Raw genomic sequence first — 26,725 nt, 5'->3', positions numbered from 1 at the left:
AGATCCGTGGTCTCGCCGTGGTGTTCGGTGTCCGCCTGCCGCGGGCGCTTAGCCCGGCCTTGGCAATTTCCGGCGGGATGGTGGTCGCGCGCTCAATCCTGTTGACGTGGATGCCGAGCAAACCCGGAGGAGCCTGGCGGCCCATGGCATCAGAAATGATGGCACCCCAATCGCCGCCCTGTGACACGTACTCCCTGTACCCAAGGCGCTTCATGAGTACGTCCCAGGCGCGGGCAATGCGGCCCGGGTTCCAGCCAGTGCCCTTCGGCTTCTCGGAAAAGCCGAAGCCGGGAATGGACGGAAGCACGAGATGGAAGGCCTCCTCCGCGGTCCCTCCATGCGCCGTCGGATCGGTCAGTGGGCCGATGACTTTCAGCAGTTCGAAGACCGAACCGGGCCAGCCGTGGGTCATGATGAGCGGCAAGGCATCCGCATGACGCGAGCGAACATGGATGAAGTGGATATCGAGGCCGTCAACATTCGTCAGAAACTGAGGCAAGGCATTCAGTTTCACTTCACCCTTGCGCCAGTCGTAGTCCGTTTGCCAGTAGCGCACGAGTGACTGAAGCTTCGCAAGCTGTACGCCCTGGGAGCGGTCATCGACCGTCTCCGGCTCGGGCCAACGTGTGGCGGCAAGGCGCTGGCGTAGGTCGACGAGCGCTACCGCCGGGATATCCACACGGAAGGGGCGAATGCCACCGACCTCGAAAGGCGTCGTGGCGTCCGCTTGGGCGAAAGCTGTCGCAGGGCGAAACACCGCAAGGGCTGCCACCGCGGCTCCGTTCAGGAGCAGAGCCCGGCGGGACAGCGCGGACGCACCTTCCGCTTCCTGCGCGGTCATTATTGCACTTCCTTCTCTGTGGTTCTCAGTGTCCATGTCGAAACGCTCACTTGACCGGAACGACAAGCGGGGTGTCTTTCTCGACGATGTATGTCGCGAGCTCCGATGCCTTGCCGCTGCCGACATTCTTCGCCACGTGCGCCACTCCGGCCGGAATGAACAAAGCTTCGCCGGCATGAAGCGTGACCGGCGCTCTACCCTCGAGCCGATATTCCAGCGAGCCTTCGAGGACATAGGCCACTTCTTCGCCCGGATGAGAGTGCTTGATGGAGACTGCGCCGGGTTCGAAGTCGACCCGCACCTGGATCGCCTCCCGGCCAGGCGTACCGAGGTCGTTCTCCAGGAGATCGGTACGCTGAATTCCCGCTTGCTGCGCCTTGGCCGCTTGCAGCGCCAATCCGCTTCCAACGATCAGCAGCGCGGCTGCGATGATCCGAGACGGTTTCATATGGTCATCCTTTCGTGCACTTGGTCGAGGCTCGTTTGGAAGCCAGTGCAGCCATTTGAGCGCCTATGTGTATTAACGCTGTGTCCGCCCGGCCGGACTTTTGTAACGGCATGTATCGCGGAACAACGGAGCGAACTCGGCGCCCGATCGGCACGCACTACTTTGGGGAAGGGCGCGTGACACGTGAAGGCGCGGCCTCTGATGGCGCTGATGGCGGGAGGCGCGCAGGCTCCCGCCCAGCGAGCGGGGCGGCCGGCGGGGTCAACGAGGCAAGGTATCGCGGCAGCGATCACCCGCTGGAGACAAAGCCCCTGTCCTTTGCATCGGGAACAGATTGCGAGGTGCCGGCAGCACCGGCATTGACAAAAAATACCGATTGGTATATTTCTGGATCATGAAAAAATCTGAGAGAACCCGACAGTTCATCGTGGAAAAGACAGCCCCCATCTTCAACGTGAAGGGCTACGCCGGGACGTCGATCGCCGACATGACGGAAGCCACGGGACTTACAAAAGGCAGCATCTATGGCAACTTCGCCAACAAGGACGAGGTCGCCTTGGCTGCCTTCGAACATAACTGGCAACGGGTGAAAACGACAGTGCGCGCGGAAATGGACAAGCGCAGCACCAGCAAAGACAGACTGCTCGCCCTCGTGGGCGTGTATCAAGACCTCCAGTCCCACGATTTCCCCCAGGGGGGTTGCCCTCTGCTGAACACGGCAGTGGAGGCCGATGGCACTCACCCTGATCTCCGGGAAAAGGCGATGGACGCCTTCAACGGCTGGCTGAAGAACATCGTCACGGTCATTGAGACGGGCGTTGCGGCCGGGGAGTTCCGGGCGAGCGTTGATGCGGAACAGACCGCCCTTACGCTGATCGCCCTGATCGAAGGAGGGCTGATGATCTCCCAACTGACCGGCAATGTCGGTCACCGCACTGCCGTTATGCCTGCGGTGGAAAGAACGATCCTCGACCTCACGTGATGGCGGCCGAGTTCCTTGCGCAATTGGGGAAACCAATGAACATGCACCTGAAACGGAAAATCGCCTTCGCCCTGTTGATGGGCATCGTGACGACCGGGATCATCTCGTTCGTACTTCTCGCCCTTAACGTGGGTTTTTCTCAAACCTTCGCCAGCGCATGGCTGCGATCCTGGGCTATCGGATACGTGATCGTCATTCCCGCGATCCTCCTGGTCGGACCCCGGCTGCAAGCCTTGGTCGACCGCGTGGTTCAATGAGTCAGCAGACGGCACAAGCCGAGGGAGACTGCCATGATCAGACCATCGCTATCTGCGTTCTTTGCCCTGCTTTTCAGCTCTTCGATTGCCTGGGCGTGTGATGACCCCGCGCAAACGGAGAAACTGGACATCGATTACATCGAGACAAGTCCGGACATAACCCTCAGAAGGATGGTGGTGAAAAACTCCAACCCGAAGGGGACGGTGCTCTTCCTCCATGGTTTTCCAGAGACCCTGTGCGTCTGGAAGGATATCTCCCTTGCGCTCGCAGATGATTACGAAGTCCACGCTTTCGACTGGCCCGGCTACGGTCTTTCCTCGAGGCCTCCGGCCGACAAGTTTTCCTATGCGCCAAATGAATACGCCCGCGTCCTGCACGACTACATCGAGAAGGCGAACATCGACGAGTCCAAGCTCACGATCTACGCGACGGACATCGGAGCGTTGCCGGCACTGCTTCTGGCGCTGGAGAAACCGGATATCGCCCAAAAGATCATCGTCGGCGATTTCGCGCCGTTCAACAGGCCGCAGTACATGTACGAGAGCTTACAACACCTGAAGTCGGAGCCATCGGCAGGGAAAATGCGCGCCTACATGAACCAGACACACGCGGAAATCCTGGAAAATGCCTACAGGAGAGGTTTACCTGAAGAGGCACAATTCGATCTTTCCCCGGACGTCAAGGATGACATGTCCAGAGGATGGGACCATGGCGGACTGACGTCGGCGGACGCCTTCTATTACTACTATTCCAACTTCACGCGAGACGAAAACTACTTTGAGGCTAACACAGACAAGCTGACGACCCCCGTAAAAGTCATCTGGGGCGAGAAAGACATTTACATCAAGAAAGAAATGGGCATCGAGTTAGCCGAAAAGATCAAGGCACAGCTTCGGCTTCTTCCGAACGTCGGTCATTACCCCCACCTGCAAAGCCCGAACGAGACGATAGAAGAGATTCGTGAATCGTTCCAATGAGATGGCTCTGCCGTTTCTCTGTCAGGGCGCCTTCGATCGGTACGTATGATCCAGTCGATGATGACCTTGCCCCCAAGTTTTATCCAGTTTTGAGTTCGCTCCAGCGGTTTTGGGTTGCTGTATTCGGGGCGGTAGCGGCGGGTTGCGGTGCGGAGCCATTCCGGCTGCGCAGCACCGCATCACGTCGCGGGTTGATTGTCTGAGCGAACTCGGCCGGTGTCATCCAGCCAAGTCCAGAGTGTGGTCGATGATCGTTGTAATCGCTGCGCCAGTTTGAAAGCGCGGATCGAGCATGGGTCAGTGACGAGAAGAGAGTTTCATTCAGGAGCTCGTCTCGCAGCCGCCCATTGAAGCTTTCGATGAAGGCGTTCTGTATCGGCTTGCCCGGCGCAATATAATGCCAGTCCACTTTGGCCCCGTCCGTCCATTGCAGGATCGCGTTGCTGGTGAACTCGCTGCCATTGTCGCTGACGATCATCTTCGGCTTGCCGCGCCCCTCGATGATCCGGTCAAGCTCACGGGCAACCCGCAGGCCGGAAAGCGACGTATCGGCGACGAGGCCCAAGCATTCCCTGGTGCAATCGTCGACGACCGTCAAAATCCGGAACCGGCGTCCATCGGTGAGTTGATCCGACACGAAGTCCAGTGACCAGCGATCATTGGCGGCAAGCGGGATCAGCATCGGTGCGCGTGTGCCGATCGCTCGCTTGCGGCCACCACGTTTGCGCACTGTCAGCTTCTCTTCCCGATAGAGCCGGAAGAGCCGCTTATGGTTCACAAGGTGACCCTCACGCCTGAGCAGCACATGAAGGCGTCGATATCCAAAGCGGCGACGTTCATGCGCCAGCGCCTTCATCCGCTCGCGAAGGTCATGGTCATCGCTGCGCCTGGTTTCGTAACGGATCGTCATCCGGCAAAAGCCGATGGCTTTACACGCCCGCCGTTCACTCATCTGGTGGCGATCCATCAGGAGCGACAGCGTTCCGCCTTGCTGCGGGCGTCACCACTTCTTTCCCAAAAGGTCTTTTAAAGCGGCATTGTCGAGCATGGCGTCTGCCAGAAGCCGCTTCAGTTTCGTGTTCTCGTCCTCAAGCGTCTTCAGCCGCTTGGCCTCAGACACGTCCATCCCGCCGAACTTGGCCTTCCACTTGTAGATGCTGGCATCGCTGACACCGTGCTTGCGGCAGAGCTCCGAGACCGGCGTGCCCGCTTCATGCTCCTTCAGAATGCCGATGATCTGTTCGTCCGTAAAACGGTTGCGTTTCATTCCCTGGTCCTCTCAATGGGCCAGAGCTTACTTCAAAATGGATTATTTCAACGGGGCAAGGTCAATGACGCTGCTGAACTGCGCTTTGGCCTCACGCATCCTTTTGCCCGAGCAGCGTACATCGCGTTCCAGCTGGCGGACCGGAAGGTTGTCGCTGTACGGGACGCACAGTACCCGGCGATGTCAGAACAGCGCGTAATCCGACAGGTCGATTGTGACGGCGTTGAAATCGCGGTCGAGAGTGCCATCCGGCTTGATTGCGAACACGCTGCGGCGCGTCGGATACTTCAGCCCGTCAACGTCGCCGTAATCAGAGATGAAGTGTGCAGCCGGCGTGTCCGCCCATACGTCGACAGTATAATCGTGACGGAGCAGCAGCCCATCCGAGCCGAAGTAGAAGCGCTGTTCCCGCGTGTGGCTGTGTACGTTTTCGGGAAACCGCACAGCTACGCCGCGAAGCGTACCACCTTCGTTCTCGATCGGAGCAATATCGCGAGCTTCATAGCCGGGCTCGCCGAAAACGAACGGCGCCGCATGGTACGTCCACATGGCATAGCCGTTGAAGTAGGCTAGGTTCAGCGGGTCCCATCGTCCGTTGAAGGTGCGATCGAACGCTTCTCGTCCGTTGTCTCGCTCGGCGATAATCGCGCCATTACCGGCGGTGATCTCGACATGCTCGGGAGTCCAGGTCATTATCCAATCTGGTTGTCCAAAGGGCGTAACTCGGGTCCACTGGCGATGGAACTCGCTCGTTGCGCGCCGTGGCACAGGTGTCAAAGGAGCGCCTTTCAGCTCCCATAGCCTTCCACCGGTCCGTATGGTCGAGGCAATACCCTTATACTTGCGCCAGCGGTCGTGCCCGCCATGCGCTTCCAAAGCTTCTTCCAGAAGCGGGTGCAATTTGCCACCCATCGATCTTCTCCGACATCCGTGACGATTGGCATGTCATATATACCACCTAACGATGGAGCCCGTCTTCGGCCGATTGTCATGACCAGGCTTTTGCGATCGAACCGATTTTAACAATGAGTAGGGCGAGCGTCGAAACGAATAGCAGGTAGGCGAGCGCTGCCTGCCAGGCCCCAGCGGGGAAACCAACTAGCAGCAGCGTGTCGTTCCCACCGGGAATGAGTAGTGCACCCAATCCCATGAGGATGCCCGCGAGCGTTCTCTCGAGGGGAGTTTGTGGACGCGCGAACGCGTCCACAAAGTATTCCTGCCGCATTATTTTTCGAGCGCGGCCTGTGGCGTGTTTCGGAAACTGATCGCCATGCGATTGTAGGCGTTCATCAGGCCGATCGCGATCGTCAGATCGACGAGTTCGCGCTCGTCGAAGACTGCGTGCACTGCCTTATAGGGCTCATCGGGAACCCCCGTCTCGGCCACGCGCGTCACCGTTTCGGCCCAGGCAAGGGCGGCCCGCTCACGTCCGTCGAAGAGATCGCCGGCTTCCCTCCACGCCTGCACCAGCGCAATCTTTTCGATCTTCTGCCCCTTCTTCAGCAGGTCACGGGTGTGCATGTCGAGGCAGTAGGCGCAGTTGTTGATCTGAGAGATACGGAGATAGACGAGATCGACCAGCGTTGCGGGGAGGCCGCTCTGCATAATGTAGCCGTAGACTCCGCCAAGGGCTTTGGCGCCGGCGGGTGCGATCTGGTTGTAGTCGAGACGCTTGCTCATCGTTCTGTTCCTTAAAGATCGGTTCACTTGATGGGGGTGGTCAGCGCCGCTTCGTCGCTATCGAGGACGAATACGGCGAGGAGCCTTGCGGGCTCGGTCTTGCTCGCGTTGCGGCTGACGAGGTGTTTTGATGCCGGCGGTTCGTACCAGCTCTCGCCGGCGCGATAGGTCTGCGTCGGGCCGTCATTGACCTTCGACTCGATTTCTCCGGAGAGGACGTGGGCGAAGATAAACGACGAGTCCGCGTGCCTGTGCGGTACCGATGCCCCGCCCGGCGGATAATCGACGATTACGGCCTTCAGCGTCTTGCCCGGAATGTTGGGAATGGCCTCTTCGAAATGTGGCGTGACAGCTTCGCCGGGGTCATGCGCTGCCGCAGGCATGGCGGTGGCGATTGCGATGGCGGCGCAGGCAGCGCCAAGGATAATGAGCGGTTTCATAGTGGCAATTCTCCTTCGTTTGCCGTTTTAAAGGGCCGTCCGTCGCGCGATGTCTTTGTCGTTTCGCGCGACGGCGACCTGTTCTGGTTCAAGCCACGACAATCCGAAGCGGATTTGCCGCTTCCAACGTTGCCGCACGATCAGCGCTCGGCGGATAGATCCACTCGGTATTGATCTTCGTTTTAAGCTTCTTGGCTTCGGCGCCCAAAAGCGCCACCTGGCGGTCCCACCCTTCGGTGTAGACGGCGCCCCATGGGCCGAGATCGAGGCACGTTACGTACTTCTCCTGGCTGTAGGGTATGGGATCCACCCCGAGCAAATCCGCCGCAACGTTGTGTCCTGCGGAGCGGCCAAGATTCTGCGCGTGCTGACAGCTCATCATCGTGCGGTTGCCGTCATCATCGATCGCGGCATAGGCAACGTCACCGGTCGCATAGACGTTAGAGTGTCCGATGACCTTGAGGTTCCGGTCGACATGAAGACGTCCGAAGGCATCTTTTTCCGCGTCGATTTGCTTCGTTAGGGGGTTGGCGCGGGCCCCTGCCGTCCAGACTACGGTGGCCGCGTCGATCCTTTCGCCGGACGCCAGCGTCACGCCCCGGGGATCGATGGCGATGATCCCTTCGCCGAGACGGGTCTCCACCCCAAGTTCCGCGAACGCCTGCTCGATGACGGGGCGAGGGCCCGGTCCGAGATCCGGCCCAATCGCATTGTTGCGCTCGACGACGATGACGCGGACGTCGGCGTCCTCGCCAAGCGCGGCGCGAAGACGATGCGGCATCTCTGCGGCCGTCTCGATCCCGGTGAAGCCGCCGCCGGCGACGACCAGCGTGTTGCGGGAAAGGCTTTCCGGAAGGCGTCGCAGTTGGGAAATATGTTCCTCGAGATCGGCGGCGTCGGCAAGCTGGTCGACATTAAAGGCGTGCGCCAGTCCCGGGATGTCGGGACGAAACAACACGCTGCCAGTCGCCAGGACAAGCTTGGTATAGCCGATTGTGGTCTCGTGGCCGGCGTCGTTCGCATAGGTCACGGAATTCTTTGCCGTTGAAACAGCCGTCGCATAACCTTTGATGAACCGCACGCCGGCATTGGCGAATATCTCCGACAAGGGCGCCTTCATCTTGGACGCGTTTTTCTCGTATAGGCGTGGGCGGATGTGTAGTTCGGGCTGCGGGGCGATGACCGCAACCTCGACGGAACCGTCCGCCTTTCCCTGCTGGTCAAGCAGCCGCATGGCACCAAGCGCCGACCACATTCCGGCAAAACCGGCGCCGATGATCAGAATTCGTTCGCTCATTTCTCTTCCTCTTGGACAAGGCTTCGCTTTCGGCGGGACGAAGTCCAGCCGGTCAGACGATTGCCGTTCAGGTAGTTGCCTCCCGAGGGGAGGCGGTTTTCGCGACGAATTTCATGGCGCCGCTTAACTACGACTAATATAATCGGAGTAATCCAGCAATGATAATTCCGGGTGCTTCTGAAGACGCTTTGTCAACAGAAGGGCGACGGAAGAGGTATTGCGGAAATGGGCCTCTGATGTTATCGCCGACTAAATTAGTCGTTGTTTTTAACTGGTGGCTCCATGGCCCATGTAAGCGCAGGCGTCGAGTACGCTCTTCACTGTCTCCTTTATCTCGCGGACGCGGAGGAGGGAGGGCAGACGACAAGTGCACGCGATCTTGCCGAGCTACAGAAGATTCCCGCCGAATTCGTCGCGAAGCTTTTCACCAAGCTCCAGAAGGCGGGCATCGTTGTCGCCCGCGAGGGGATTGGCGGTGGCTTTACACTTGCGCGTCCTGCCACAGACATCACCGCACTCGACGTCATCGAAGCCGTCGACGGGCGTAAGGCGCTGTTCGAATGCAGGGAAATCCGTGCTCAATGCGCGCTTTTCGGAGACCGCACCCCCGCCTGGGCGATGGACGGCGTCTGTTCCATTCACGTGGTGATGCTCGAGGCTGAGAAACGGACAAGGGAAGTGTTGGCCGGGCACACGCTGGCAAGCATCGCCGGACGCGCAGCGGCGAAGGCACCAAAGGATCATGGGGGCCGCGTAAAGGCTTGGCTGGCGGCTCGCACGCCGCGGCGTCGCCGCCGCGGCAATTCAGCAAAAGGTTGATTGATATGCGGTCCTCTGCGTAGAGAAGTGCGTTCAGTCTGAACGCGCTTCCCTGGCTGCACGCCTCGATGAGCAGGCATGAACGCGACGACAGACGCCGCTGCCAGAGATTAGCGCTGGCCGGCTATTCGGCCGCCGCGCGCCGGGGCAGCACCCAGTTGGGGCGCGGGAAGTGGCAGGTGTAGCCGCTGGGGTAGTTCTGCAGGTAATCCTGGTGCTCCGGCTCCGCCTCCCAGAAGTCTCCCACCGGCTCGACTTCGGTCACGACCTTGCCCGGCCACAGGCCCGAGGCCTCGACGGCTGCAATCGTGTCCTCGGCAATTCGCTTTTGCTCGTCGTCGACATAGTAGATCGCCGAGCGGTACGAGGTGCCGATGTCGTTGCCCTGTCGGTTCTTCGTGGTCGGATCGTGGATCTGGAAGAACAGCTCCAGAATCCGCCTATAGCTGATCTTCTCCGGATCGAAGATGATCTCGATGCCTTCCGCGTGGGTACCGTGATTGCGGTACGTCGCGTTGGGAACATCGCCGCCGGTGTAGCCCACGCGGGTCTCGATGACGCCGGGGAGCTTGCGGATCAAGTCCTGCATCCCCCAGAAGCAGCCACCAGCCAAAACAGCTCTCTTGGTCATTTGATATCCTCTACCTGGTTGATATAGGCGCCGTAACCCTCGGCCTCCATTTCTTCACGCGGAATGAAGCGCAGTGCCGCGGAATTGATGCAGTAACGCAGTCCGCCCCGATCTTCAGGGCCGTCGGGAAACACATGGCCGAGATGGCTGTCGCCATGCTTCGAGCGCACCTCGGTGCGGATCACGCCATGCGAGTTATCCCTGAGTTCGTTGACATTTGCCGGTACGATCGGCTTGGTGAAGCTCGGCCAGCCGCAGCCGGAATCGAACTTGTCGGCCGAGGCGAAAAGCGGTTCGCCGGAAACGATGTCAACATAGATTCCCGGCCTTTTGTTGTCAGTGTACTCCCCGGTGAAGGGGCGTTCGGTGCCATTCTGCTGGGTCACCCGATACTGCTCGGGCGTAAGCTTACTAACCGCTTCGTCGGTCTTCTTGTAGGTCATTGCCTGTCTCCGTTGCTTAGATCTTGATCGAGCAGCGCCGATCGTTCAGACGGGTGATGTCGTCGTCCCGACGGTCGCTTCCACACGACGTGCGAGTTCGAGGAGGCTACTGTCACGCCCGTGCGCACCGTCAATTTCAAGCCCTATCGGAAGCTCGTTTTTAGACAGGCCCGTAGGAATGCTGATACCTGGCAAATCGGCTAGGCTCGCGGCGATGGTGTTCTTTGCCAGAACCAGATCGCTGACCTCCTGATCCGCGATTGCGAACTTCGACTGCTGCTCGATCAATGGTGCCGTGCAGGGAGTCGTTGGAAAGAGAAGTGCAACAGCCCCGCTGCGAGTAAAGGCCTCGCTGAATCGGCGCTGAATTTCCGGTCGATCGAGCGATAGCGCTGCCTCATATGTCTCGCGAGAATATCCGGGTCCGCTCGGCAGGACGACGTGCCCCCAAGCTTCTCTTAGACCGGGTTTCAAGCCGTTATGGATCGCGTCGAATGAAGTAGGAACGCCGTTGCGATGAAGAAATCCAGAGATCGCTTCCATCGTCTCATGGAAAAAGATGTTCCACGTTGCCCTTTCGGTGATCGAGGCGAAGTCTTCTCCAAGATCTATCGAGACAATCTCGGCACCAGCCTCGCGTAGCCGCCGAACCGTGTCGTTGAAATGCGCCTCGATGTCAGGCTCAACCAGATCAAGATATTGCCGAGGCGCATAGGCTAACCTGACACCCTTGAGGTCAGACCGATCGGAGCGTACGGTCGCTTCAGCCTTCGTGACGATTTGATCGATCAGGGCGCAGTCTTCGACGTTGCGCGCAAGCACGCCTGTTGTATCGAGGGTATGAGAGATCGGGGCGACCCCATTACCTAGCCACCGCCCCGTCGTCGGCTTGAAGCCGACCACGCCACATAGCGACGCAGGCACTCGGATCGAACCTACCGTATCGCCCCCTAGGGCCGCGGGCACGATTCGAGCCGCCACGGACGCGCCAGCCCCGCTGGAGGAGCCCCCAGAGACATGATTGCGGTTATGCGGGTTTTTCACCTGACCATAGGGGCTGTTGTTGCCGGTCAAGCCGTAGGACATCTCAACGAGGTTATTTTTGCCAAAGACGATGCCGCCAGCATCCTTGATCGCGCCAACGACCTCGGCGTTCTTTTCCGGCACGAAACCTTCCAGATTCCGCACCCCAAGCGTCGTTCGCAGTCCTTGAGTCAGATAGCTGTCCTTGACCGCCAACGGAACGCCGAGAAGGGGAGCAGTGGAACCAGCGGCGCGGGCCTTGTCCGCATTTCTGGCCGCCGCCAGCACAGCGCCCTCATCTATCGTGATGAACGCATTTAGATCGGAGTGCGTCCGGGCGCGCTGGAGGAGCGCGGCCGTATAGGACTCCGACGAGATGTCGCCATCACGAATGGCGGCAGCCGCCGCGACGATGCCAAGCCCGGTGAGCCCTTCCGCTTCCGGCTCCGAGGCTGTTCTAACGAATACTTCGTTCTCGTGCATGATAACCTCACTTTAGCCCAGGACGGCCAACGTGCCGTTGGCCGTCACGTTCAGGGCCGCGCAGTTGTCAACTGCGCGGCAGCGCATCGGAGAGCGATCCTCAGTGCGTGTGAGGAGCCGCCGTGTCGGGGACGGTGAACGTATGCGTCACCTCCTGCCCGGGGATCACGTTGTGATTGGCGTCGACCAACCGGATATTCACCTTGTGCGGGCCGGGGGGGAAATTGGCTATATCGACGGTGTTGTTGTCGCTCGCGTCCGCCCACCACCACGGCAGGTCATCGACGATAACGTGGAGATGCCCGATGCGTGGAGACACGTCGACGGCGCCGGCTCCGAACACCGGTACGATGCGCAGGTTCTCCACCCGGTACTGGGCCCAGTAGACACCCTGGGCAATCCCTTCGGGAAGCGGGGGATCGACGATCAGCTTAGGCGCGGGCTCGTTCTCGACGGCGACATAGGGTGAAGGGCCGCGGATCTCCCGCGCGCTCTGGGCGAATGCGCCGGTTGCGAGCACAGTAGCGGCGGTGGCGGCGGTAAGGGTCTTGATGAGCAGGATCATTTCAGTCGTTCCTTTGGTTCGAAGACCCATTTCCTCATGCCGGACAGAAACATGAGCCGGCAGGCGAAGGACCGAATAGTCACGTCTCGGGAGGCTCTCTTCACGTTGTGAGCGAACGATCCCAGCTCATGTCTCGGTCTCACGGCTCGCGGGTCGGTCCGAACCGTTGGGCGAGACTGACGCATGCTCGTATCTTGAATGTGTTCACATGCCCACAAACTGTATCGTTATGTAGGAGCAAGGGCGATCCAACACCACCGAGCACTGCGGCCGGAGTCCGCGCTTTCTCGGGGCACGGCTCCTGTCGTCGCCGTCCTACGCTCCAACCATCTCCGTTTCACGCGTGTCGATCGCCCGCGCGACCGGATCGGGTGAATGCTCGGCGAGGAATTTCTCGGCTTCCAGAGCCGCCATGCAACCCATTCCTGCGGCGCTGATCGCCTGACGGAATACTGGATCGATGACATCGCCGGCGGCCAGCACCCCGGGGATAGTTGTTTTCGTCGACCAGGAGCCAACCTTGATGTAGCCGGCCTCGTCCATGTCGAGCTGGCCGCGGAACAACGCGGTTACCGGATCGTGGCCGATCGCGACGAAAAGGCCGTGTGTGGACAACTCCTTCACGTCGCCCGTGTTCACGTCACGGATCCGAACGCCGGTCAACGACTTCCTCGGCTCGTGCTCGCCGATAACCTCGTCGATGACGTGGTTCCAGACGACTTTGACATTCGGCTTCGCCAGGAGACGGTCCTGCAGGATCGACTCCGCGCGGAAGCGATCGCGGCGATGAACGACCGTGACCTTGGAGGCAAGGTTCGACAGGTAGAGCGCTTCCTGCACGGCTGTGTTACCGCCGCCGACAACGACCACTTCCTTGTTTCGGTAGAAGAAGCCATCACAGGTCGCGCAAGCCGAGACGCCGAAACCATTGAATGTCTTCTCAGAGGGCAGGCCAAGCCAGCGGGCCTGGGCTCCCGTCGCTATGATGAGTGCATCGGCGACGTACGTGTCGCCGGAGTCACCCTTGAGACGGAACGGGCGCTCGGAGAGATCGACGGAGGTGATGATATCATACACCACCTCGGTGCCGACATTCTCCGCCTGCTGCCGCATCTGCTCCATGAGCCACGGGCCTTGAACGGGTTCGGCAAAGCCGGGGTAGTTCTCGACATCCGTCGTGATGGTGAGCTGGCCGCCCGCCTGCAGCCCGGTGACAAGCAGCGGTTTCAGGTTGGCCCGGGCAGCGTAGATGGCGGCGGTATAGCCGGCCGGTCCGGCCCCGATGATCAGGACCCTGGCGTAATGCGTGTTCATGAGGTGATCTCCTTCTGCGTCACGGTCTGGGATCAGCCGTGACGCAGTCTCGGGGTTCATTGGTCGTATTGCCGGCGCGCGATGACGTCGATTTCGTTGCGGGTAATGCCGACATCCTCGAGCAAGTGGTCGTTCAATTGCGTGAACGCGTGAAGGGTCCGGCGATAGCGCTGATGGGCGCGGATTTTAGACAGAACATAGGTCAAATACATGGGACGTTCCTTTCGTTGAACCGACCGGCACGGCCGATCTGGACATGATGGTTTCTTTCATTGCAATTTCGGGATGCGGGCGGAGGCGGGGCTCCGCCTTCGTTTTTGGTCAGGTGCTGGCTGAGCGGAGCGCCGCGAGCGAGTCGACGGCAATCCAGAGGGAGAGGGCGAGCAGGCCGATGTCCTTGAGCAGGAACTGACCGGCAGCGACCGAAATCGCCGGAAAGCCGAGCTCCGGCACTGTGACCCCCGGGGTCGTCACCATGAAGCTGAGCGTGGTCGCGAACAGCCCGGCCGAGAGCAAACCGCCGACGAGCGAGTAAACCGGGTTGACGAGCCGTGCCGCGATCAGGGCGCCGATGCTGAGTTCGAAGAAGCCGAGAAGGCTTGAGAAGTCCCTTACGCTGAAGAGCGAATAGGTCCAGCTCAACAGCGGACTGTTGCCAACCAGGCCGGTCAGCCCTTCCGCTTCATAAGCGGTGAACTTCATACCGCCGAACCAGCCATAGATCACGACCAGCGATATATAGAGCCCAGCCGCACTGACGGTCCGGCCGTGGTGCTCGGCCAGATCGAGGGAAACGGCGCGAGCGTGTGCGCCCGGATGGGACGCGGCGCTGCGGATAGGAACATGAGGCATTGTCTTCTCCTTGGGTTGTCCGCGGTGGGCGATCCGCCCGGCTGATGCGGAGTAAACGATACAGAGTTGTATCGAATGAAAAAGAAGTATACCGATCTGTATCGTTTTGCAAGGGCGAGTTCTGGAAGGATGCCGGCCTTGTTCCCCAGGGAACTTTTCTCCCCCGCGCTGCCGTGAGGCGAAGGAGGCGCTCCTTGCAGGGAATGCCTCAGAAAGCTCCTTGTATTTGCCTCCGGCTACCGTTAAAACGATACAGATCTGTTACGTGTAGTGAGGGCGATAATGCGCCGTTCGGAAATCCGGGACCACTTGCTCGAAACCGCACTGCGGCTGTTCAACCAGCACGGCTATCACGCGACGGGTGTCGACCTGATCATCGCCGAGGCGGGGGTGGCCAAGACGACGCTTTACCGGCACTTCGAAACCAAGGAAGACCTGATCCTGGCCGCGCTTGAACGGCGCGACGAGGAGGACCGCAATGCCATGCGTGCCTTCGTCGAGCAGCATGCGAGCGATCTGGTCGAGCGCCTTCTGGTGACGTTCGATTTCCTCGAAACTACGGTCCGCGACAAGCAGTTCCGCGGCTGCATCTTCGTGAGCGCGGCGGGGGAGCATAAGGATACGGTCAATGCCGTGTTCCGCGCTGCAGTGATGCACAAGCGCCTGGTAATCGCCTATTTTGAGGAACTCGCCCATGCGGCGCGGTTTGCGGAGCCGAAGCGGATCGCGACCGAGATCAACCTGCTGCACGAGGGCGCGATGGCCGTCGCACAGATGACCCGCATCGCCGAGCCTGCGCGGCAGGCCAAACGCATGGCAGGCCAGTTGCTCGCGGCGGAAGAGCGGTCTCCGTCAGCCCCGGGAGAGGACGCAGGCCGGCGAACGCAAGCCTCCTGAAGTCTCCCTCCGGCGCTGCATCGCCAAGTCGCATAATGGACTAAGCGACCTGCGCCACTGCCACGCCGCCCCATCCGGCATTCACATCGGACTTGGTTGAAGGACCATTCGGGGAAGTTCAGTATTCCGACGGCTCCACGGCTGTTTCCGATTCTGACCTGTTGAGAGGAATAAGAAGTGCCCACTATTCGGGAAATACCGGAAATTCGGGGCCTTCGCCGCGAATGACCGCCTTGGGTCGAGGGCAGCCGTTTTTCGTGTTCCCTGCGCGCGGATTGCGAAGGGCTTCGCGCTCTCTCCTAAAAAGATCGCCCAATGCATTACGGGGAAGGTCTCTTGCTAAAGTTGTTGTACGCCGGCCTCCTTGGCGCACCCTCTCCAGCACTTCACCGAATGTCTATGTGCCTGAAGGCGTAGCTCCGCGGGTCTTTCCGTCTGCTACTTCGGGGCTGGCGATCGAAGCCCCAGGGCGGCCGAGATTCGATGAGCCGCTTGGGCGATCATGGCGCCCAGTTCGGCGATGCGTTCTTCTGGGACCCGGTGTGCCGGTGCCGCGATGTTCAGGGCCGCGACCACGGTGCCTGGCGAGATGAACACCGGCGCGGTAATCGAGATCAGATCGTCGTTGATCTCGCCGCGGCTGACGAAATACTTGGCCTTTCGGATTTTCTCGAGCCCTGCTCGCAATAGTTGCGGATCGGTCACCGTCTTTGCTGTGAAGCGGTGCAAAGGGCCAGCAAGAATGGCCTCACGCTCGTCCTCATCCAAATAGGCGAGGAACGCCTTGCTCGAGCCGGCGTGCAGCGGCCTTCGGCGCCCGATAACCGCGTTGACGCGCAGATCCCGCTTCGGCTCCCATTTGGCGACGCAAAGGCTTTCCTGGTCGTCGCGGATGCGCAACTGCGTCGTCTCGCCGATTTGCCGGCCAAGTTCCTCAAGGATCGGGCTCGCAATGCGGATCAGGTCCATCTGTTCGCCTGCGGCATGGCCCAGCATAAGGGCAGCAAGGCCGAGGCGGTATCCCTTCCCGTCCGCTGAGCGCGCCAGCAGGCCGCGCCGGACCAGTGTCTGCAAAAGCCGAAAGGCGCGGGCCTTGCTGTCGCCGGTCCGTCGGGCGATTTCCGAAACCCCAAGATCCGCCTCGCCGGCGACGGTCTGCAGCAGGCTGATCGCCCGATCGACGGCATCGACTTTGTAACGGGTTTCCGCCTCCACGGTCATACTCATCGTCCTTCCAAAACTTATTCTCAGCAATGCCTACACCAACTCGGTCGTTTCGTCTAGTAAAACAGCGTTTTATTGTTGTTGACAACAGCGGAACATTGATCTTCACTTCAACGGTCATCCGAAAAGGGGCCGGGCGCTCGAAAGCGCCGCGAGAGAACTCCTCCGGGGCGCTGATCCAGAGTGGGATACGGAGAAAATCGATGATCAAGCGGACCATTTCACGCCGTGCGTTGATGCAATGGGCGTTAGGCAGTGCTGTCGTATTGCAAGGATATTCGCTGACGGGATTAGGTTCAGCCCAAGCCGCGGGCAATGGTCTGCTGCGGATCGGCATGGCGGCTCCGCCGACCACGCTGGACCCGCACTTGAAGAGCAACGCGCCTAACAACGCGCTATCGACTCATATCTACGACACGCTCGTGACCAATGACGAGAAGTCGGAATCCAAGCCCGGTCTGGCCACCGCTTGGCGCGCGGTCGACGACACCCACTGGGAGTTCGACCTGCGGCCTGACGTGCGTTTCAGTGACGGCGAGCCGCTGACCGTCGAGGACATTGTGGTTTCCTTCGACCGCGCCAATACGATCGAAAGTACAGCGTCCTTCCGCACTTATACGCGCAATATCAAGGCGATCACCTCTCCGGAAGCAGGCAAGCTCGTTATCGAGACCAAGTCTCCGGAGCCGCTCCTGCCGAATTCGCTGAGCCGCATCCGGATCATCCGCGCAAAATACAAGGATGCAACGAGCGAGCAGTTCAACAACGGCACCGCTGCGATTGGCACCGGCCCCTATGTGCTGAAGGAATATGTTCCCGGAAATCGAGTCTCACTTTCGGCAAATCCCAACTATTGGGGGACGAGGCCCGCCTTGCCCGAAGTCGAGCTGCGGATCGTCACCGATGCGGGCGCTCGGCTGGCAAACCTGCTCGCCGGCGATCTCGATCTGGTCGAACAAGTACCCTATGAGGGAATCGGGCGCGTCGAGCAGGACGAGCGCTTCAGGATTGTTCGCGGCGTGTCCAGTCGCGTCGTGTTCTTCTCCCTCGACACTTCCCGCGATGTGACGCCATTCATCGCCGGCAAAGACGGCAAACCTCTCGACCGCAATCCGCTCAAGGACTTGCGCGTCCGGCAGGCGCTATCCATGGCGATTAACCGCGAGGCTATTGTCGAGCGTATCATGCAAGGCAATGCCATCGTCGCCTCGCAATTCCTTCCAGCCGGCGCGCCCGGCACTTCGCCGGCCATCAAGCCGACACCCTTCGATGCGGAAAAAGCCAAGGCCCTGCTCGCCGAGGCGGGCTATTCCGACGGGTTCCGTCTGACGATCCACGGGCCGAATGACCGTATCGTCAATGACGCCAAGATTGTCCAGGCCGTCGCGCAGATGCTCACGCGGGTCGGGCTCGACGTCAGCGTCGAGGTTATGCCGTGGTCGGTCTATGCCGATAAGGCCGATGCTCATGAGTTCAGCATGAACCTCGATTCGTGGGGCGTAAACACCGGCGAGACTTCGAACCCGATGACGGCTCTCGTCGCCACTCAGAACCCGGATGCCGGGATGGGCATCGCCAATTCAGGCCGCTATTCGAACCCGCAAGTGGACGCCAAGCTCCTCGAAGCGAAGCGAACGCTGGACGACGCCAAGCGCGACAAGATGCTTTCGGAACTGAGCGAAATCGTCTTCAACGACGTGGCGCTGATCCCGATGCACCACGAGGTGCTCGTCGCCGCAGCCCGCAAAGACCTCCAGTTCACGACGCGGGCCGACCAATATACGCTCGCCATGAACGTCAAGACCGCCTGAGGAGGAACCAGCTTGACGATCATCATTCCGGAGCCGGCCGCGGATCGCGGCCGCGCCATCTACGACCTTGGCGCGACGGCGATCTTTGCATCGAAGGCGGACCCGCGTTTTCACTATTGTCTCTACGTGCCGCCGGCTGTGGGCGAGGGCGCAAAGGTGGAGCTGCTCATCGCCGTGCACGGTACCGGTCGCACGTCCTTCCTCGAGTTCCGCGATGCCTTCTCGGAGTTCGGTCGCTGGAACGACTGCGCCATACTGTGCCCTGTCTTTCCAATGAGTGTCCTCGGCGACGGCGCCCGTAGCGGATACAAATACATGCTGGAGGGCAATATCCGCTACGACCTTGCGCTCCTTGCCATGGTCGAGGAGGTCAGCGGCAAATACCATCAGAACTGGACGCGCTTTGCGATGTTCGGATTTTCCGGTGGCGGCCATTTCACCCATCGCTTTGCGATCCTCCACCCGGACAAGCTCTGGGCAGCCTCGGTGGGCGCGCCGGGCTCGGTGACCCAACTAGATCCGGAGCATGACTGGTGGGTCGGCATTCGCGACCTGCCGCAGAAGTTCGGCATCACCTTCGACGCTGCGGCCCTGGCAAAAGTGCCGGTGCAGATGATCGTCGGCGACGCCGATCTGGAGACCTGGGAGATAACCCACCGTGAAGGTGGCGCTCACTGGATGCCGGGCGCCAACGATGCCGGACGCACACGTCCCGAGCGGCTCCAGGCGCTGCGCCGCTCGTTCGAGGCAGCGGGTGTGCGGGTGCAATTCGATCTCTTGCCCGGAGTTTCCCATGATCGCTTCGAGGTTCTCGACCCGGTCAAGGATTTCCTCGCCGAGGTGCTCAAGCAACGCAGGAGCCGTTCCAAATGACCGCAATGATTGTCGCTCCTCAGCCGGAGGCAGTCGAGGCCGGTGCGCTCGTGCTCAAACGCGGCGGCAATGCCGTCGATGCGGCAATCGCCTGCGCCTTCATGCAGGGCGTGGTGGATCCCCAGATGGCCGGCATCGGCGGTTTCGGTTCGATGCAGGTCTACATGCCTCACCGGGGCGTGCACGAGGTTCTGGAGTTCTATGCAAGGGCGCCGCTGAAGGCGTCGCCCCAAATGTGGAGCGACCTTCTCGTCGGTCAGTCGCGGGACGGTTTTGCCTTCCTGCTCGAGGGCGGCATCAGCGAGATCGGCTATCTCGCGGTATGCACCCCGGGCAGCATCAAGGGCTATGCCGAGGCGCTGACGCGATACGGCACCTATGATTGGGCTGACGTTATCGCGCCAGCCGCTGTCCAGGCGAAACGCGGCTTCATGGTCCGACCGCATGTCCATTGGTACTGGGCCCAGGATGGAGTCGATACAGGCGAAGTCCGGACCATTGAAAAGCTGCGCTTCAGCGAGACCGGTCGCGCCATCTATTTCCGCGCCGACGGAACCGTGAAGCTGCCGGGCGACATTGTCACCAATATTGATCTCGCCCGAACGCTCGAGCGTATAGCGGCGGCCGGCGCGGACAGTTTCTACAAGGGCGAGATTGCGGAAGAGATCGCTGCCGACATGGCGGCAAATGGCGGGCTTATTTCCAAGGACGATCTTCGGCGTTACGAGCTGTCGACGGCCCAACCGCTGTGGGGCAGGTATCGCGGCTACGACATCGCAACCAGCCCCCCGCCTGCAAGCGGTATATCCATGCTGCAGCTCCTCCACATCCTCGAGCATTTTGACCTCGGCGACATGGAACATGGCAGTGCCGAGCATATAATGCTGCTCGCCGAGGCGATGAAGCGCATGACCATCGACAAGGACCTCCATCTCGGCGATCCAGCCTATGTCGATGTGCCCGTCGAGCGGCTACTCTCAAGCGACTATTGCGCTACGCTCGCGGCCGAGATCAGGGCGGGAGCGCGCGCCGAGGTGCAACGGCTCGACGACAGGTCGCCGCGCGAGACGACCCACATCTCGGTCGTCGACCGTGAGGGGAATGCCGTCGCTATGACGCATACGCTGGGCAGCCCGTCTGGCGCGATCACCGACGGTTTGGGCTTCATGTACAACGGCACGATGAGCCGCTTCGACCCTCGGCCTGGCAGGGCTGGCTCGCTGGCGCCAGGGAAACGCCGGGCCAGCTCGGCGGCGCCCACGATCGTCTTCAAAGACGGGCGGCCGGTGATCGTCATGGGCGCTCCCGGCGGGAGCTACATCGCCCCGTCCATGGCGCAGGGGCTGATGAACATCATCGACTTCGGCATGACGATGCCGGAAGCGGTGTCTGCTCCGAGGATCGTCGCGGTGTCGAACACGATCGACGTGTCCAACCGCATTCCACGCTATGTCACCGACGAAATCGAAGCCCGAGGCTATCAAGTGAAGCGGTCGTGGCAAAGTTATGCCTTCGCCGCCCTTCACGGAATCCAGATCGAAGACGGCGTTTGCCGGGGAGGCGCCGATCCGCAGCGCGACGGCATGGCTATGGCGGTACCTGCGCATCGCGGGCCAAGGAGCCGGAGCGGCACCCGAGGCGTGGGAGCGGCCTCATGACCGCCGCCATCATCCGCAGGCTGCTTCAGGCCATGATGGTCATGCTCGCCATGACAGTCATAGTCTTCGTGGCAGTCAACGTCATCGGCGACCCGGTCGACATCCTGATCTCGCCCGACGCCGACCAGATCGAGCGCGCCCGTGTCGTCGAGGCGCTCGGGCTCGATCGGCCTCTCTGGGAGCAGTATTTCCGCTTTCTGCAGGCTGCGCTGCATGGCGACCTCGGCGAGAGCTATGTGTACAACGAGCCCGCGATCACGGTGATCCTGCAGCGCCTGCCTGCAACGGTCGAACTCGCCGTCTGTGCGATCCTCATCGCCATCGTCGTCGGCGTGCCGCTCGGCCTTTACGCGGGCCTCCGACCCAACGGCCTCGTTAGCAGGGTGATCATGAGCGCCAGCATTCTCGGTTTTTCGTTGCCGACCTTCTGGGTGGGGCTGGTGCTGATCATGCTTTTCGGCGTGCATTTCGGTTGGCTGCCGAGCGGCGGCCGCGGCGAGACTGCCGAATTGTTTGGTGTCCAATGGGCCTTCCTGACCAGGGACGGCCTGGCTCACCTGATCCTGCCGGCGGTCAATCTTGCTTTGTTCGACGCCTGCCTCATTCTTCGGCTGACGCGCGCCGGGGTTGCCGAAGTCTTGCCGCTCGATTTCATCAAGTTCGCGCGGGCGAAGGGCCTCAGCGAAGCGCGCGTCATCGGCGTCCACGTCTCGAAGAACATCATGATCCCGGTGGTGACCGTCGTAGGCCTGGAGTTCGGCTCGATCGTCGCCTTCTCCGTCGTCACCGAAAGCGTCTTCAGCTGGCCGGGCATGGGCAAGTTGATCATCGACAGCATCAACGTGCTAGATCGTCCGATCATCACCGCGTACCTGATGGCAATCGTTTCCTTCTTCGTTGTCATCAACCTCATTGTCGACCTGACCTATACGGCGCTCGACCCGCGGGTTCGGCTTCAGGGGGAGGGGCCGTGAGATGAGCATCGACATGCTGCCCCCGGGCTCTACCGCGGCCGAAAAAGGAGAGGAGGCGCCGTTCCGGGGGCTTGTGCGGGCATTCTTCCGTTCGCCGGGGGCTGTGTTCGGCGTGTCGTTGTTGGCGATTATCGTCGGATTGGCCTTGTTCGCACCGCTGGTGGCGCCGCAAAATCCCTATGACCTCAACCAGCTGGACATCATGGACAGCCGGCTTCCTCCGGGCTCTCAATCGATGACCGGAATGACCTTCTGGCTCGGCACCGACGACCAAGGCCGCGACATGCTCTCCGGCATTATCTATGGCCTGCGTATATCCCTCGGCGTCGGCGTCAGTTCGGCGCTGTTTGCGGCGCTGTTCGGCGCCTCGCTGGGTCTGATCGCGGCCTATGCCGGCGGCCGCACCGAGGCGGCAATCATGCGCATCGTCGACCTGCAGCTTTCCTTTCCGGCTATTCTCGTCGCGCTGATGATCCTCGCCTTTCTCGGAAAGGGAATCCTGAACGTCGTGCTCGCTCTCGTGATCGTTGAGTGGGCGACATACGCGCGTGCCGCGCGCGGCACGGCGCTGGTGGAGCGACGCAAGGAGTACATGGAAGCGGCGGAGTCGCTCGCCATTCCGCGATGGCGCATGTTGTTCGTCCATCTGCTGCCAAACTGCCTGCCGCCGCTGATCGTGATTGCCACGGTGCAGGTGGCGCGCGCTATTGCCCTCGAGGCGACGTTGTCTTTTCTGGGTCTCGGGGTGCCGATCACCGAGCCAAGCCTCGGGCTGCTTGTCGCCAACGGCTACCAATACATGCTCTCGGGGATGACCTGGATCAGCTTTTATCCGGGTGTGGCTCTCCTCATCACCGTCGTTGCGATCAATCTTGTCGGCGACCGCCTTCGCGACGTGCTCAACCCCAGGGGCCACTCATGAACGCCACGGCACTTCTCGAAGTCCGCGATCTGCAGACCCATTTCGGCCCCGTAAAGGCCGTCGACGGCGTATCGTTCAGCGTCGGTCGCGGCGAGGTTCTCGGCCTCGTCGGCGAAAGCGGCTCCGGCAAATCTGTCACCGGCTTTTCGGTGATCGGCCTTGTCGACCCACCCGGGACGATCGTCGGCGGACAGATCATATTCGACGGGCGCGACATCACCCGGGCGAGCCGCGAAGAGATGCGCTCTCTGCGCGGGCGCCGTATCGCCATGATCTTCCAGGACCCGATGATGACGCTGAACCCGGTCCTGCGCATCGACACTCAGCTGATAGAGGCGGTGCAGGCGCATGAATACGTCTCGCGCGCGGAGGCCCGTGCGCGAGCTCGGGACGCCCTCGGCATGGTCGGGATTCCGAGCCCGGACGAGCGGCTGCAGGCTTATCCGCATCAGTTCTCCGGCGGCATGCGCCAGCGCGTCGTCATCGCCATGGCGCTGCTGCATCGGCCGGACTTCATCATCGCCGACGAGCCGACCACCGCGCTCGACGTGACCATCCAGGCGCAGATACTCGCCGAGGTGCAAAAGCTCGTGGCGCAGAACCACACGTCACTGATCTGGATCACCCATGATCTTGCCGTCGTTTCGCGGCTCGCCGATCGGATCGCCGTCATGTATGCGGGTCGTATCGTCGAGACCGGGCCGGTGTCGGACGTACTTGCCCGTCCGCTACACCCCTATACCGCCGGTCTCATCGACTCGGTTCCGAGTCGCAATCGCCGCGGCGAGCGGCTTCGACAGATCCCCGGAATGGCGCCCAACGTGGCATGCCTGCCGGCCGGCTGCGCCTTCGCTCCGCGCTGCGCGCGCGCTGACGCAGCATGCGGCGAGGAGGTGCCGCTGTTCGCGGCGGGCATGCGCGAGCACCGCTGCCTGCATCCGTTGACGGAGGTCCGTGCATGATCGGCGCCACATCGCTTGCACCGACCGCTGAAGGCTCATCGGTGGATTCCGCTGAGGCGATGCCGCTGATCGAGCTGAAACATATTTCCCATAGTTTCGGGACGCCCCCGGATCTTGCCGCTCGCCTGGCGATCGCGCTCAGGCTGGCCAAGCCTGCTCCGAGGGTGCGGGCTATCGACGACGTCAGCCTCTCCGTTCGCAAGGGCGAAGTCGTCGGCCTTGTCGGCGAGTCGGGTTGCGGCAAGTCGACGCTCGGTCGGGTCGTCGCCGGCATCCTGCCCCCCACAAGCGGATCGGTGCTTTGGCGCGGCCGGGACATAAAGACACTCTCCCCGTCCGAGTGGCGCGAAGCCAAGCTGCGCGTCCAGATGATTTTTCAGAACCCCTACGCGTCGATCAATCCGCGGCGGAGAGCTGTCGACATCGTCGGCGAGGCGCCGCGGGTACACCGGCTGATCGACGGGAACTTTGATGCCTTCGTGGACGAACAGTTCAGGCGGGCAGGCCTCGATCCGGCTCTCAAGCGCCGCTTTCCACACCAGTTCAGCGGAGGCCAGCGTCAGCGGATCGGGATTGCGCGCGCACTGGCTGTGCAGCCGGAGTTCCTCGTCTGCGATGAGGCCGTTGCCGCTCTCGACGTGTCGGTCCAGGCGCAAATCCTCAACCTGTTCATGGATCTACGCGAAAGGCTGAACCTGACCTACCTGTTCATCAGCCATGATCTCGGCGTCGTCGAGCACATCTCCGACCGCGTTGCGATAATGTACCTCGGCCGGATCGTGGAAGAGGCTCCCGCCGAGGAAATATTCGCAAGAGCGAACCATCCATATACACAGGCCCTTCTCGCCGAGGTGCCACGGATCGAAACGACCAAGCGCAGTTTCGCCGCGATCAAGGGCGAGCTGCCGAGCCCCTTGGCACCGCCCAGCGGATGTCACTTCCACCCGCGCTGCCCGCATGCGCTGCCACGATGCCGCACCGAGGCGCCGCGGCTGAAGGTGGTCGCGGCAGGCCACAGGAGCGCATGTCACCTCAACGACTTTTCCGGCTGACCGCCCTAAGGAACTTTCACCGATGGCAGACCTTCCGGCGTTTGAGGTCGTGACAGACGACATGATCCTCTACCGCGATGTAATGGTTCCGATGCGGGACGGCGTCAGGCTCGCGACCGATATCTACACCCCGGCGAGCCATGGGCGTCCGCTCGGCGGGCCGATGCCGGTGATCCTCGAGCGAACACCCTATGGGAAGGCGATGGCCTCCCGGGCCGAGCTTGAAGTCGGCATGACGGAGCCGATGCAGCGTGCGACCGTCGCTGAGCATTTCGTTCGTCACGGCTATATCGTGGCCTATCAGGACTGCCGTGGTCGCCACGGCTCCGAGGGAAAGTTCGTCAAATACCTCTCCGAGGGGCCTGACGGCTACGACACGTTTTCCTGGATCGCCGCCCAGCCCTGGTGCGACGGCAAGATCGGCACCATGGGGCTTTCCTATGCGGCGCACACCCAAATGGCTGCGGCCTGCCTTGCGCCCCCTGGCCTTGCGACCATGATCCTCGATTCCGGCGGGTTCTCCAACGCCTTTACCTGCGGCATCCGACAGGGCGGCGCATTCGAGCTGAAGCAGGCGACCTGGGCTTACCGGGAAGCCCGCGAAAACGCCCTCGCTTCTGGCGACGAACTGGGCCGCAGGGCCCTTGAAGCCGAAAACCTGCATCGTTGGTTCGGCAAGATGCCATGGACGGAAGGGCGGTCGCCGCTGCGCTGGGCGCGCGAGTACGAAACATATCTACTGGAGCAATGGCGCCACGAGACGTTCGACGATTTCTGGAAGCAGGTCGGAATCCACGCGGCAGGCTACTACGACGCCATTCCCGAGATCCCGATCGCGCTGATATCGAGTTGGTTCGATGCCTATGTCCCGACGACCTTCGAGAATTTCGCCGGTCTCTCGCGCAGCGGGAGGCGGCCGCTGGCACTGATCATGGGACCGTGTCTCCACGGCGACCGCAATCTGACTTTTGCCGGCGACGTCGATTTCGGGCTGCAGGCCCCGATCGGCGGCAATGTCGCCGCGAGTTGGCTGGAGTTTCGCCGGTGCTGGTTCGACCGCTGGCTCAAGGGCGAGCCGGATCATGCCTTCGAGGACGCGCCGATCCGCCTCTTCGTGATGGGCGGGGGAAGCGGCTCGCGGAACGATGAGGGGCGTCTCGATCACGGCGGGCACTGGATCGCGGAGAAGCGATGGCCGCTGCCCGGAGCGATCGAACGAAGCTTCTACCTGCATCCGAAGGGGAGGCTTTCGGAGAGCCCGCCTGTGTCCGACGCTGCTCCACTAAGCTATGATTTCGATCCTGACGATCCGGTTCCGACCATCGGCGGAGCGTTGACGAGCGGTCAACCGGTCTTCGTCGGTGGCGGCTTTGATCAGCGGGAGGACGAAAGGTTCTTCGGCTGCCGCAATCCCGGGCTGCCGCTGTCCGCCCGCCTCGATGTTCTCTCCTTCGAAACCGAGCCGCTCGCGGAAGACCTGACGATTCTCGGGCGGGTCGCGGTCGAGCTCTGGGCGATGACCGAAGCACCCGATACGGACTTCACGGCCAAGCTGATCGATGTCTATCCGCCAAGCCCCGACTACCCCACCGGCTACGCCCTCAATCTTTCCGATGGCATCTTTCGCTGCCGCTTCCGCCGGTCCTTCGAAAAGGCCGAGCACGTCGAGCCGGGCGAGATCATGCGGCTTCGGATCGAGCTGTTTGCAACCGCAAATCTGTTTCGTGCCGGCCATCGGCTGCGGCTCGACATCTCCTCCAGCAATTTTCCGAAGTTCGATGTCAATCCGAATACCGGCGCGCCGGCGGGCCTCGGACGCAATCGGCAGGTGGCGCGTAACACGATCTTTCTCGACAGACCGCGGCCATCGCGGCTGATTGCCGAGGTAGCGGGAGAGGGCGTTCAGCTTTTCAGCCATGGTACTGATCTAGCCTACGTCAGCAGGTCTTAGATCCTGTACCAGTCGACTTCCTAGCATTACAGTTGCATTTTAGTTTTGAGGTGAGCTCGTCGAGCGGCCGCCTGATGGGCG

General features: G+C 61.3%; 28 protein-coding genes and 1 pseudogene. 13 read left to right on the top strand and 16 right to left on the bottom strand.

From position 1 onward, the window contains the following. On the bottom strand, positions 1 to 841 hold an 841-nt coding region (locus CO676_RS31660), incomplete at its 3' end, for an epoxide hydrolase (protein ID WP_144340233.1). 46 nt (positions 842 to 887) lie between these two features. Further along, positions 888 to 1,289 carry a cupin domain-containing protein gene (locus CO676_RS31655; RefSeq protein ID WP_097524007.1) on the bottom strand — a complete coding sequence of 134 codons (402 nt, stop codon included), beginning with the start codon at positions 1,287 to 1,289 and terminating at the stop codon, positions 888 to 890. A gap of 334 nt (positions 1,290 to 1,623) precedes the next feature. Here CO676_RS31655 and CO676_RS31650 point away from each other — a divergent pair, with 334 nt between their 5' ends. Genes CO676_RS31650 through CO676_RS31640 form a run of 3 tightly spaced genes read left to right on the top strand, consistent with a single transcriptional unit; the run spans position 1,624 to position 3,506 of the window. After that, positions 1,624 to 2,271, top strand: coding sequence for a TetR/AcrR family transcriptional regulator (locus CO676_RS31650; RefSeq protein ID WP_210202657.1), 648 nt, complete (start codon positions 1,624 to 1,626; stop codon positions 2,269 to 2,271). 35 nt (positions 2,272 to 2,306) lie between these two features. Then, positions 2,307 to 2,528 carry a DUF2798 domain-containing protein gene (locus tag CO676_RS31645; protein ID WP_179875722.1) on the top strand — a complete coding sequence of 74 codons (222 nt, stop codon included), beginning with the start codon at positions 2,307 to 2,309 and terminating at the stop codon, positions 2,526 to 2,528. Between the two features lie 33 nt (positions 2,529 to 2,561). Then, entirely contained in the window at positions 2,562 to 3,506 is a 945-nt protein-coding gene (locus CO676_RS31640) for an alpha/beta hydrolase (RefSeq protein ID WP_097524006.1), read from the top strand. A gap of 79 nt (positions 3,507 to 3,585) precedes the next feature. Here the strand turns inward: CO676_RS31640 and CO676_RS31635 are convergent. The 6 genes and pseudogenes from CO676_RS31635 to CO676_RS31610 form a co-directional block, all read right to left on the bottom strand. Then, positions 3,586 to 4,773 (bottom strand): annotated as a pseudogene (locus CO676_RS31635) (IS3 family transposase). A gap of 183 nt (positions 4,774 to 4,956) precedes the next feature. Then, a complete protein-coding gene (locus CO676_RS31630) occupies positions 4,957 to 5,685 on the bottom strand; it encodes a hypothetical protein (RefSeq protein ID WP_179875721.1) in 729 nt (242 codons plus the stop codon). 76 nt (positions 5,686 to 5,761) lie between these two features. Continuing rightward, on the bottom strand, positions 5,762 to 5,998 hold the full coding sequence (locus CO676_RS31625; protein ID WP_245424576.1) for a YeeE/YedE thiosulfate transporter family protein: 237 nt from the start codon (positions 5,996 to 5,998) through the stop codon (positions 5,762 to 5,764). Next, complete coding sequence (locus CO676_RS31620; protein WP_097524005.1) at positions 5,998 to 6,453, bottom strand: carboxymuconolactone decarboxylase family protein; 456 nt, start codon at positions 6,451 to 6,453, stop codon at positions 5,998 to 6,000. The genes CO676_RS31625 and CO676_RS31620 overlap by 1 nt, the downstream gene beginning before the upstream one ends. A gap of 23 nt (positions 6,454 to 6,476) precedes the next feature. Further along, complete coding sequence (locus tag CO676_RS31615; RefSeq protein WP_097524004.1) at positions 6,477 to 6,893, bottom strand: cupin domain-containing protein; 417 nt, start codon at positions 6,891 to 6,893, stop codon at positions 6,477 to 6,479. A gap of 88 nt (positions 6,894 to 6,981) precedes the next feature. After that, on the bottom strand, positions 6,982 to 8,190 hold the full coding sequence (locus CO676_RS31610) for an NAD(P)/FAD-dependent oxidoreductase (RefSeq protein WP_097524003.1): 1,209 nt from the start codon (positions 8,188 to 8,190) through the stop codon (positions 6,982 to 6,984). A 282-nt stretch (positions 8,191 to 8,472) separates the two neighbouring features. Between CO676_RS31610 and CO676_RS31605 the strand changes: the two genes are divergently transcribed. Further along, the gene (locus tag CO676_RS31605) at positions 8,473 to 9,009 is read left to right on the top strand and encodes an Rrf2 family transcriptional regulator (protein WP_144340232.1); all 537 of its coding nucleotides are present in this window, start codon (positions 8,473 to 8,475) and stop codon (positions 9,007 to 9,009) included. A gap of 124 nt (positions 9,010 to 9,133) precedes the next feature. Here the strand turns inward: CO676_RS31605 and msrA are convergent, their stop codons facing one another. From msrA to CO676_RS31570, 7 genes are all read right to left on the bottom strand, one after another. Further along, a complete protein-coding gene (gene msrA / locus CO676_RS31600) occupies positions 9,134 to 9,640 on the bottom strand; it encodes a peptide-methionine (S)-S-oxide reductase MsrA (protein WP_097524002.1) in 507 nt (168 codons plus the stop codon). Then, complete coding sequence (gene msrB, locus CO676_RS31595) at positions 9,637 to 10,083, bottom strand: peptide-methionine (R)-S-oxide reductase MsrB (RefSeq protein ID WP_097524001.1); 447 nt, start codon at positions 10,081 to 10,083, stop codon at positions 9,637 to 9,639. Before msrB ends, msrA begins: the two co-directional genes overlap by 4 nt. 45 nt (positions 10,084 to 10,128) lie before the next feature. Further along, the gene (locus CO676_RS31590) at positions 10,129 to 11,589 is read right to left on the bottom strand and encodes an amidase family protein (protein WP_097524000.1); all 1,461 of its coding nucleotides are present in this window, start codon (positions 11,587 to 11,589) and stop codon (positions 10,129 to 10,131) included. A gap of 100 nt (positions 11,590 to 11,689) precedes the next feature. Continuing rightward, the gene (locus tag CO676_RS31585; RefSeq protein ID WP_179875720.1) at positions 11,690 to 12,154 is read right to left on the bottom strand and encodes a DUF6130 family protein; all 465 of its coding nucleotides are present in this window, start codon (positions 12,152 to 12,154) and stop codon (positions 11,690 to 11,692) included. Positions 12,155 to 12,469: 315 nt separating this feature from the next. Further along, positions 12,470 to 13,468 carry a thioredoxin-disulfide reductase gene (trxB, locus tag CO676_RS31580; protein WP_097523998.1) on the bottom strand — a complete coding sequence of 333 codons (999 nt, stop codon included), beginning with the start codon at positions 13,466 to 13,468 and terminating at the stop codon, positions 12,470 to 12,472. 56 nt (positions 13,469 to 13,524) lie between these two features. Then, positions 13,525 to 13,680, bottom strand: a complete 156-nt coding sequence (locus tag CO676_RS31575) for a DUF1127 domain-containing protein (RefSeq protein WP_097523997.1) — start codon at positions 13,678 to 13,680, stop codon at positions 13,525 to 13,527. 109 nt (positions 13,681 to 13,789) lie between these two features. Continuing rightward, a complete protein-coding gene (locus CO676_RS31570; RefSeq protein WP_097523996.1) occupies positions 13,790 to 14,320 on the bottom strand; it encodes a DUF417 family protein in 531 nt (176 codons plus the stop codon). Positions 14,321 to 14,602: 282 nt separating this feature from the next. Between CO676_RS31570 and CO676_RS31565 the strand changes: the two genes are divergently transcribed. Continuing rightward, a complete protein-coding gene (locus CO676_RS31565; RefSeq protein WP_097523995.1) occupies positions 14,603 to 15,217 on the top strand; it encodes a TetR/AcrR family transcriptional regulator in 615 nt (204 codons plus the stop codon). Between the two features lie 438 nt (positions 15,218 to 15,655). On the opposite strand, the gene CO676_RS31560 is transcribed toward CO676_RS31565, so the two are convergent. After that, positions 15,656 to 16,444: an IclR family transcriptional regulator gene (locus CO676_RS31560; RefSeq protein WP_097523994.1), complete on the bottom strand. Its 789-nt coding sequence runs from the start codon at positions 16,442 to 16,444 to the stop codon at positions 15,656 to 15,658. A gap of 200 nt (positions 16,445 to 16,644) precedes the next feature. On the opposite strand from CO676_RS31560, the gene CO676_RS31555 reads away from it, so the two are divergent. The 8 genes from CO676_RS31555 to CO676_RS31520 are packed head-to-tail and all read left to right on the top strand — an operon-like array spanning position 16,645 to position 26,644. Then, the gene (locus CO676_RS31555) at positions 16,645 to 18,252 is read left to right on the top strand and encodes an ABC transporter substrate-binding protein (RefSeq protein WP_097523993.1); all 1,608 of its coding nucleotides are present in this window, start codon (positions 16,645 to 16,647) and stop codon (positions 18,250 to 18,252) included. A gap of 12 nt (positions 18,253 to 18,264) precedes the next feature. Beyond that, the gene (locus CO676_RS31550) at positions 18,265 to 19,125 is read left to right on the top strand and encodes a hydrolase (RefSeq protein WP_097523992.1); all 861 of its coding nucleotides are present in this window, start codon (positions 18,265 to 18,267) and stop codon (positions 19,123 to 19,125) included. Continuing rightward, positions 19,122 to 20,783, top strand: coding sequence for a gamma-glutamyltransferase (gene ggt / locus CO676_RS31545; protein ID WP_097523991.1), 1,662 nt, complete (start codon positions 19,122 to 19,124; stop codon positions 20,781 to 20,783). Before CO676_RS31550 ends, ggt begins: the two co-directional genes overlap by 4 nt. Continuing rightward, positions 20,780 to 21,757 (top strand): ABC transporter permease, encoded by a 978-nt coding sequence (locus CO676_RS31540; protein WP_097523990.1) that lies wholly within the window; start codon positions 20,780 to 20,782, stop codon positions 21,755 to 21,757. The genes ggt and CO676_RS31540 overlap by 4 nt, the downstream gene beginning before the upstream one ends. A 1-nt stretch (position 21,758) precedes the next feature. Further along, complete coding sequence (locus CO676_RS31535) at positions 21,759 to 22,679, top strand: ABC transporter permease (protein WP_097523989.1); 921 nt, start codon at positions 21,759 to 21,761, stop codon at positions 22,677 to 22,679. Next, complete coding sequence (locus tag CO676_RS31530) at positions 22,676 to 23,641, top strand: ABC transporter ATP-binding protein (protein ID WP_097523988.1); 966 nt, start codon at positions 22,676 to 22,678, stop codon at positions 23,639 to 23,641. The genes CO676_RS31535 and CO676_RS31530 overlap by 4 nt, the downstream gene beginning before the upstream one ends. 59 nt (positions 23,642 to 23,700) lie before the next feature. Further along, entirely contained in the window at positions 23,701 to 24,693 is a 993-nt protein-coding gene (locus tag CO676_RS31525; protein WP_210202658.1) for an ABC transporter ATP-binding protein, read from the top strand. A 22-nt stretch (positions 24,694 to 24,715) separates the two neighbouring features. Then, positions 24,716 to 26,644 (top strand): CocE/NonD family hydrolase, encoded by a 1,929-nt coding sequence (locus CO676_RS31520; protein WP_245424574.1) that lies wholly within the window; start codon positions 24,716 to 24,718, stop codon positions 26,642 to 26,644. The last annotated feature ends 81 nt before the right edge of the window (positions 26,645 to 26,725 follow it).

This window comes from Sinorhizobium sp. BJ1 (assembly GCF_002531555.1).
Classification (GTDB): Bacteria; Pseudomonadota; Alphaproteobacteria; order Rhizobiales; family Rhizobiaceae; genus Sinorhizobium; species Sinorhizobium fredii_B.
This window is presented reverse-complemented; position numbering and strand designations above follow the sequence as displayed.

Excerpts from the sequence above, each read along its gene's own strand:
- CO676_RS31575 (WP_097523997.1), bottom strand. The coding sequence starts at position 13,680 with ATGTATTTGACCTATGTTCTGTCTAAAATCCGCGCCCATCAGCGCTAT.
- CO676_RS31585 (WP_179875720.1), bottom strand. The coding sequence starts at position 12,154 with ATGATCCTGCTCATCAAGACCCTTACCGCCGCCACCGCCGCTACTGTG.
- CO676_RS31530 (WP_097523988.1), top strand. The coding sequence starts at position 22,676 with ATGAACGCCACGGCACTTCTCGAAGTCCGCGATCTGCAGACCCATTTC.
- CO676_RS31560 (WP_097523994.1), bottom strand. The coding sequence starts at position 16,444 with ATGAGTATGACCGTGGAGGCGGAAACCCGTTACAAAGTCGATGCCGTC.
- msrA (WP_097524002.1), bottom strand. The coding sequence starts at position 9,640 with ATGACCAAGAGAGCTGTTTTGGCTGGTGGCTGCTTCTGGGGGATGCAG.
- CO676_RS31540 (WP_097523990.1), top strand. The coding sequence starts at position 20,780 with ATGACCGCCGCCATCATCCGCAGGCTGCTTCAGGCCATGATGGTCATG.
- CO676_RS31655 (WP_097524007.1), bottom strand. The coding sequence starts at position 1,289 with ATGAAACCGTCTCGGATCATCGCAGCCGCGCTGCTGATCGTTGGAAGC.
- CO676_RS31645 (WP_179875722.1), top strand. The coding sequence starts at position 2,307 with ATGAACATGCACCTGAAACGGAAAATCGCCTTCGCCCTGTTGATGGGC.
- CO676_RS31625 (WP_245424576.1), bottom strand. The coding sequence starts at position 5,998 with ATGCGGCAGGAATACTTTGTGGACGCGTTCGCGCGTCCACAAACTCCC.
- CO676_RS31570 (WP_097523996.1), bottom strand. The coding sequence starts at position 14,320 with ATGCCTCATGTTCCTATCCGCAGCGCCGCGTCCCATCCGGGCGCACAC.
- CO676_RS31620 (WP_097524005.1), bottom strand. The coding sequence starts at position 6,453 with ATGAGCAAGCGTCTCGACTACAACCAGATCGCACCCGCCGGCGCCAAA.
- ggt (WP_097523991.1), top strand. The coding sequence starts at position 19,122 with ATGACCGCAATGATTGTCGCTCCTCAGCCGGAGGCAGTCGAGGCCGGT.
- CO676_RS31640 (WP_097524006.1), top strand. The coding sequence starts at position 2,562 with ATGATCAGACCATCGCTATCTGCGTTCTTTGCCCTGCTTTTCAGCTCT.
- CO676_RS31610 (WP_097524003.1), bottom strand. The coding sequence starts at position 8,190 with ATGAGCGAACGAATTCTGATCATCGGCGCCGGTTTTGCCGGAATGTGG.
- CO676_RS31525 (WP_210202658.1), top strand. The coding sequence starts at position 23,701 with ATGCCGCTGATCGAGCTGAAACATATTTCCCATAGTTTCGGGACGCCC.
- CO676_RS31615 (WP_097524004.1), bottom strand. The coding sequence starts at position 6,893 with ATGAAACCGCTCATTATCCTTGGCGCTGCCTGCGCCGCCATCGCAATC.
- CO676_RS31605 (WP_144340232.1), top strand. The coding sequence starts at position 8,473 with ATGGCCCATGTAAGCGCAGGCGTCGAGTACGCTCTTCACTGTCTCCTT.
- CO676_RS31630 (WP_179875721.1), bottom strand. The coding sequence starts at position 5,685 with ATGGGTGGCAAATTGCACCCGCTTCTGGAAGAAGCTTTGGAAGCGCAT.
- CO676_RS31535 (WP_097523989.1), top strand. The coding sequence starts at position 21,759 with ATGAGCATCGACATGCTGCCCCCGGGCTCTACCGCGGCCGAAAAAGGA.
- trxB (WP_097523998.1), bottom strand. The coding sequence starts at position 13,468 with ATGAACACGCATTACGCCAGGGTCCTGATCATCGGGGCCGGACCGGCC.
- CO676_RS31520 (WP_245424574.1), top strand. The coding sequence starts at position 24,716 with ATGGCAGACCTTCCGGCGTTTGAGGTCGTGACAGACGACATGATCCTC.
- CO676_RS31590 (WP_097524000.1), bottom strand. The coding sequence starts at position 11,589 with ATGCACGAGAACGAAGTATTCGTTAGAACAGCCTCGGAGCCGGAAGCG.
- CO676_RS31555 (WP_097523993.1), top strand. The coding sequence starts at position 16,645 with ATGATCAAGCGGACCATTTCACGCCGTGCGTTGATGCAATGGGCGTTA.
- CO676_RS31565 (WP_097523995.1), top strand. The coding sequence starts at position 14,603 with ATGCGCCGTTCGGAAATCCGGGACCACTTGCTCGAAACCGCACTGCGG.
- msrB (WP_097524001.1), bottom strand. The coding sequence starts at position 10,083 with ATGACCTACAAGAAGACCGACGAAGCGGTTAGTAAGCTTACGCCCGAG.